The following is a 5,576-nucleotide window of genomic DNA, read 5'->3' as shown; positions in this document are numbered from 1 at the left end:
GATCACCACGCTGAACTACGACGGCGAAGGCAACCTGACCGAGAAGAAGCAGGGCAGCGACAGCACCATCTACCGCTACAACGGCAACGACAACCTGATCTCGGTAGCGCGCAACGGCACCACGCTGGGCCGCTACAGCAACGACCACCTTGGCCTGCGCATCGAGAAGGAAGCCAAGGACCCGCTGCAACCAGGCGCACCACCGGTCAAGCTGCGCACCCTGTGGGATGGCCGCAATGCCTTCCAGGACCGCGACAGCGGGGGCGAAGTCGTCGCCCGCTACGACAACGACGGCCGCCACCCGGTCGGCATGTGGCACCGCGACGACGGTAGCCAGGCGCTGCATCGCGACGCGCTGGGCTCGATCGTCGCCACCACTGACGGCAGCGGCAAGCTGAAGAGCGAAATCGTCTACGACGCCTTCGGCAACATCACCGAAGCGACCGGCCAGAGCGCCAACAAATTTGGCTACACCGGTCACCAGATGGACGCGGAGACGGGCCTGATCTACTTCCAGGCGCGTTACTACGACCCGCAGCTGGGGCGATTCATTACGCAAGACCCATATGAGGGCGACTGGAAGACGCCGCTGTCGCTGCATCATTACCTGTATGCGTATGCCAATCCGACGGTGTATGTCGACCTGAACGGATATAAGTCAGTAAATCCATTCATGGTCGACCCTGCGCTCTCACCGACGGAGCGCGAGGCGTTTGGGGTAGCTCCAGGTGGTGTGCCTGGAGTCACTGCGGCTCCGATTCCGATGCCATTCTGCGTGCCGGGTGGATGCATCATTGTGCCGGCCCCGGCACCTGTCCCGGGACCGCCGGCACCTAGCTTCACTGGAAGTGTGCGCGGCTGGATGGCTGATAAGGTGAGGACGGGTTTTGAAGCCCCAGCCGTACCTGTTCAGGCGAAACCTCAGTTGTCAAAGGAAGAGGGCGCCTATTACCAAGAGATGGCCAGGAGGCATTTCGCCAAGCTCGATGCAGAAAAAGCTGCCGAGGAGAATGCCAAGCTTGCAGCTGCGCCGCGCGTTGTCGAAGAAGGTCGCGACGGTAAACTTGCAACTTCTCCGGTCATCACTGGCGCTCCGATCAAACCCCCAAAACGTGGGGTGAACATTATCGGTACGCCGCAGGATGGACACAGGGCCAACTTTGCGCATGATCGCCCGGTAGAAGAGAAAGACAGGGATGCTGGATTACTGGTGAACCCCGAAGATCGCCACGAGGGGAACCGTGTTATCGGCACACCAGTTGGAGGGCATACTGGTCTCGGAATAATTGCAAGATCGCAGGACGTTGGCTTCAAACGGTGGAAGCCGGGTGACGCAATCGACAAGCCTTTGCGCGACGGTTCTAAACCAGACTGGGATACTGTTCGGGGACGATACTGGAAGAATCGCTATAAAGCGGTCAAAGACAGTAACTCGTTAGAATTCACGGAAGCCAATATGCGGCGTATGCAAAAAGGAACTGCTCCTCAGGACTACAATATCTACACTGGAAAATTCGAGAGCCGTGAGTTGCATCATCATGATCCGCAGAGAGATCAAGGCTCCAACGGTCCTCGAAACTTGAGAGAAGTTACGCCCGATCAACATAGAAAGCTCGATCCGTACCGAAAATGAAAGCAGAACACTACGAAAAATTGACCGTGACTCTTTTCCGTGAATCAACAGTTTCGCGAAAAGAGTTGCACACTTGGCTCAAACGCAGGGGGTACAAGAGCGAGGACGACTTCTATTATTTAGTCCGCAAGGGGCGTGTTCCGACGTGGCAGACTGATACGATCGCGACAGTTGAGCTTAAGCTTAGTGGAACGCCGATTTATGAAACTGAAGAAGATGTCGAGGAAGGGATTTCAACATGCTGGAACTCACTAGAGGTAGAGTACCTAATGGCCTCGTTGCCGCGCGAGTGCATTGATTCGTTTGTCGAGGAGGTGACTCAGCTTTCCGCACACTTTGATTTGAAGCTCCAGTTTGAGCAAGCCCTAACCGATCCTCATTCAATTCGGGGCGCATTCAATAGGATCGCGGACCGGCTGGAGCGCGATTTTGGTGGAGCGGGATCAGAGGAGTTGGCGATTCTTATCTACCGCGAGCACGCAGGATGGTAATCTCCTGCTGTTGCGCGCCTCTGCCCCGTTCAGTGTTCAGTTGAAGTTGGGGTAGGGGGCTGCGGCCCGCTTTTTTCAAACCAAAAGCGGGCCGTCGAACACAACTCGTTGACCGTCGAGCCGCTTTAATCAGCAAACTGTCTGCCTGCCCAACTCAATGTGCCTGCTATTTCAGCAATTACAGACAAGCAGGCGAGCGCGAGCCTGAACACCTGTCGTTCGCCATGTTCAACAGACTGCCACATGGTTGCTGGCTAATGCAGCGGCACGAATCCTTTCAGAAGCCCGTTCCAGCCCTGGTAAGGAACGAACGCTTTCGGTGGGTTCAGATAAGGATTGATGCCGCGCCAGGCCTCCATCGGTGTCCACCCGAACAAATGTTGATGCGGCCGAATTTCGTTGTACCACTGCCTGAACGTGGCAAGCAAGGAGTCCAGGTCCTGCGGGCGGTCAGGCACCAGCAAGTTCAGCTTCTGCTTCAAGGTCAGGAACAAGCGCTCGATGCGCCCGTTTTGCCAGGGCTTGCCACGCCCGATAAAGCGATGCTTGATTCAGCTTCTGCTTCAAGGTCAGGAACAAGCGCTCGATGCGCCCGTTTTGCCAGGGCTTGCCACGCCCGATAAAGCGATGCTTGATGCCGAGCGCGCGCAGTCCTTGCGCGAATTCCTTGCTGTGGAAGACCGGTGCGTTGTCGGTGCAAATCCGCTGGGGCTTACCGTAAATGGCAACGGCTGCACGCAGCTCGTTCAGCAGCTCCTTTGGTGTCTGGCCCTCTGTGCGGGAAAGATGAATGCAAAGGCGTGTGCCGCAGTCGATGATGCCAAAGATGAAGTGCGCTGTCCCTACCGCGTCATGCTTTCCAGTGGCATCCACTCCCCATTCTTTGTTGGCTGGAATATGCTTCGGCCGCAGGTGTTTGGTGCGCTGCTGAACGGTGCGCATGTCCGAGGCGTAGCGCCGCAGCCAATCGCAAATCGTGCCGAGGCTGATCGACTGGCCAAGGGCTGCGCCTTGCCTATCAAACTGGGCCTTGATCTGACGGATGCTCAGGCCGTGCCGATGCAACGCCAGCACCAGTTCGACCGCCCAGTCCGGCTTGCGGTTGCGCCGCGTTGGGCGCGGTGGTGTCGGGCGAACTCGCAAATTTGGTGGCTGCGCCGCTCTTCGGGCGAAATCGGCTAACAAAGCTTGTTTGCGCAGCACTTGCAGCAGATGCTTGCGCCACGAGTCCATGAAGTAAATGTAGTACTGAAGCAGAAAATTCATTCGCTATAGTTGTTTGTACAGATTTTTTCCGTGCGATCCGGCATTCAAAAGCAGGCATCATGAATGCAGCTTTTCGCCTTTAACTGCGGGCTCCTTCTTCACGCGGCAGCATCAATCGATTAGAATTCTGGCAGCCYGTCCGTGCAAATGTTTTGCCGACGCAAAACGGCAATCGATCTTTAARAATCCGTTCCATTTGCAGCCTGTGAAATGATGAATTCSCAGGCTGCCGGAGGCCATGGGCCTCTATTGAATACAACTACGMCAAGAACGGCAACCGCGTCAGCGAAACCGACGTACGCGGCCACATTTCCAAGTTCGTCTACGATGCGGCGAACCGCCTGGTCACCAGCGTTGACGAAATGGAGCAGGTCACCACCAATGAGTACGACCGAACCTGAACGTCACCARGTTCGAATACGACGCGGCCGATCGCAAGATCAACTCCATTGATGGGGAAGGCAAACAAACCGACTACCGTTACGACGGCGTGGGCAACCTGGTTGGCCAGACCGATCCGAAYGGCAACGAGATCAGCCACACCTATGACAAACTGAACCGCCGTATCGCCAGCTACGATTCGGTCGGCAAGTTCGGCGCGTGGGACTACGATGSCGACGGCAACGTGCTGTCCGAAACCGACGCCAACGGCAACTCCACCACGCACGACTACAAYGAGCTGGGCCAGCGCACGRCGACGCGCCAGCCGGAAGGCCGCACGCTCACGTTCGAWGCCGACCTGATGGGCAACCGCACCGGCCTGACYGACGGCCGCGGCAACAAGACCAGCTAYGAGTACGACAGGCTGAACCGCGTAACCCTGAGCAAGGATGCCAAAGGCGGCACCCATAYCTTCGAGTAYGACAAGGTCGGCAACAAGACCAAGGAAACCGATCCGCTCAGCCACAGCACGACAACGCAGTACGATGCGCTGAACCGYCCGGTGCTGGTSACCGATGCGCTGGGCCAGACGGTGAAGTTCGAGTACGAYGCGAACGGCAACAAGGTCAAGGAAACCGACAAGCGCGGCATCGTCACCATCCATRTCTACGACAAGGTGGRCCGCCTGACCAGCAGCACCCGCGAYGGGCAGGTGCTGTTGAAGCAGGAATACGACCGCAACGGCAACGTGCTGGTCGCAACCGACGCCAATAACAATGCGACGTCCTACAGCTACGACCGCCGCAACCTGCGCACGTCCGAGAACCGCCTKCTGGCKGCGATCACCAGGTTCGAACTGGACAGCGTGGGCGACGTGGCGAAAGTCATCGACCCCGAAGGCCGCCAGACCGTCAACACGCATGACGCCCGCCGCCGCCTGACTTCGGTCASCAACGCCCTGGGGCAGACCACGACCTACGAATACGATGGCGCGGGCACCGCCGCAACCTGCGCACGTCCGAGAACCGCCTTCTGGCGGCGATCACCAGGTTCGAACTGGATAGCGCGGGCGACGTGGCGAAAGTCACCGACCCCGAAGGCCGCCAGACCGTCAACACGCATGACGCCCGCCGCCGCCTGACTTCGGTCACCAACGCCCTGGGGCAGACCACGACCTACGAATACGATGGCGCGGGCAACCGCACGCGCGTCGTGCACCCGCTGGGCAATGCCGCGACGTCGACGTACGACGCCGCCAACCGCCTGAAAACGGTCAGCGACGCCGCCGGCACGCACACCTACGGCTACGACAAGGCCGACAACCACGTCTCGTACCTCGACGCGCTGAACAACGAAACGCGCTACGACTACGACGTGCTGAACCGCCGCANGCACACCTACGGCTACGACAAGGCCGACAACCACGTCTCGTACCTCGACGCGCTGAACAACGAAACGCGCTACGACTACGACGTGCTGAACCGCCGCASCGGCGTGCGCTACCCGGATGGCGCCAGCGAGAGCTTCGTCTACGACGCCGCCGGCAATATGGGCAGCCACACCGACGGCAACGGTACGGTCATYACGCGCACCTTCGACGCCATCAATCGCGAAACGACCAAGCACTACTCGGCCAGCGAAGACGGCTTTACCGACATCGCCACCGGCTACGACGCCAAYAACAACGTGGTGWCGGTGGAGCAGAAGGGCGGCAGCACGCGCACTTCGAGCTACACCTTCGACCGCTTYGACCGCCAGATCACGCACACCGACGCCTTCGGCGCCAAGGTATCGAGCACCTACGA

At 58.7% G+C, this 5,576-nt stretch carries 7 protein-coding genes and 1 pseudogene; 6 read left to right on the top strand and 2 right to left on the bottom strand.

Translation table 11 applies throughout. The features are described 5' to 3' along the window. Together ASD07_RS18300 and ASD07_RS18295 are read left to right on the top strand one after the other, a co-directional pair. On the top strand, nt 1–1,633 hold a 1,633-nt coding region (locus tag ASD07_RS18300), incomplete at its 5' end, for an RHS repeat domain-containing protein (RefSeq protein ID WP_162246583.1). Next, nucleotides 1,630–2,124 carry a hypothetical protein gene (locus tag ASD07_RS18295; RefSeq protein ID WP_055933668.1) on the top strand — a complete coding sequence of 165 codons (495 nt, stop codon included), beginning with the start codon at nt 1,630–1,632 and terminating at the stop codon, nt 2,122–2,124. The genes ASD07_RS18300 and ASD07_RS18295, both read left to right, overlap by 4 nt. Nucleotides 2,125–2,378: 254 nt before the next feature. Here ASD07_RS18295 and ASD07_RS18290 read toward each other — a convergent pair whose 3' ends face one another. Together ASD07_RS18290 and ASD07_RS18285 are read right to left on the bottom strand one after the other, a co-directional pair. Next, a complete protein-coding gene (locus tag ASD07_RS18290) occupies nt 2,379–2,618 on the bottom strand; it encodes an integrase core domain-containing protein (RefSeq protein WP_229207201.1) in 240 nt (79 codons plus the stop codon). Next, nucleotides 2,575–3,390: a DDE-type integrase/transposase/recombinase gene (locus tag ASD07_RS18285; RefSeq protein WP_055933662.1), complete on the bottom strand. Its 816-nt coding sequence runs from the start codon at nt 3,388–3,390 to the stop codon at nt 2,575–2,577. The genes ASD07_RS18290 and ASD07_RS18285 overlap by 44 nt, the downstream gene beginning before the upstream one ends. 248 nt (nt 3,391–3,638) lie before the next feature. On the opposite strand from ASD07_RS18285, the gene ASD07_RS32390 reads away from it, so the two are divergent. The 4 genes and pseudogenes from ASD07_RS32390 to ASD07_RS32380 all read left to right on the top strand — a co-directional run. After that, nucleotides 3,639–3,791, top strand: a complete 153-nt coding sequence (locus ASD07_RS32390; RefSeq protein ID WP_373922091.1) for an RHS repeat domain-containing protein — start codon at nt 3,639–3,641, stop codon at nt 3,789–3,791. Continuing rightward, nucleotides 3,788–4,912 (top strand): hypothetical protein, encoded by a 1,125-nt coding sequence (locus ASD07_RS18280; protein WP_255357018.1) that lies wholly within the window; start codon nt 3,788–3,790, stop codon nt 4,910–4,912. Before ASD07_RS32390 ends, ASD07_RS18280 begins: the two co-directional genes overlap by 4 nt. Next, nucleotides 4,846–5,161, top strand: a pseudogene (locus ASD07_RS32385) (hypothetical protein); the annotation flags it as partial. The gene ASD07_RS18280 and the pseudogene ASD07_RS32385, both read left to right, overlap by 67 nt. Before the next feature lies 1 nt (nt 5,162). After that, nucleotides 5,163–5,576 (top strand): hypothetical protein (locus tag ASD07_RS32380; protein ID WP_373922090.1); only part of this gene is annotated, 414 nt, incomplete at both ends.

Source organism: Duganella sp. Root336D2, assembly GCF_001425005.1.
Taxonomy (GTDB): Bacteria; Pseudomonadota; Gammaproteobacteria; order Burkholderiales; family Burkholderiaceae_D; genus Rugamonas.
Note: the sequence above shows the minus strand (reverse complement) of the source record. Positions and strands in the feature narration are given on the sequence as shown.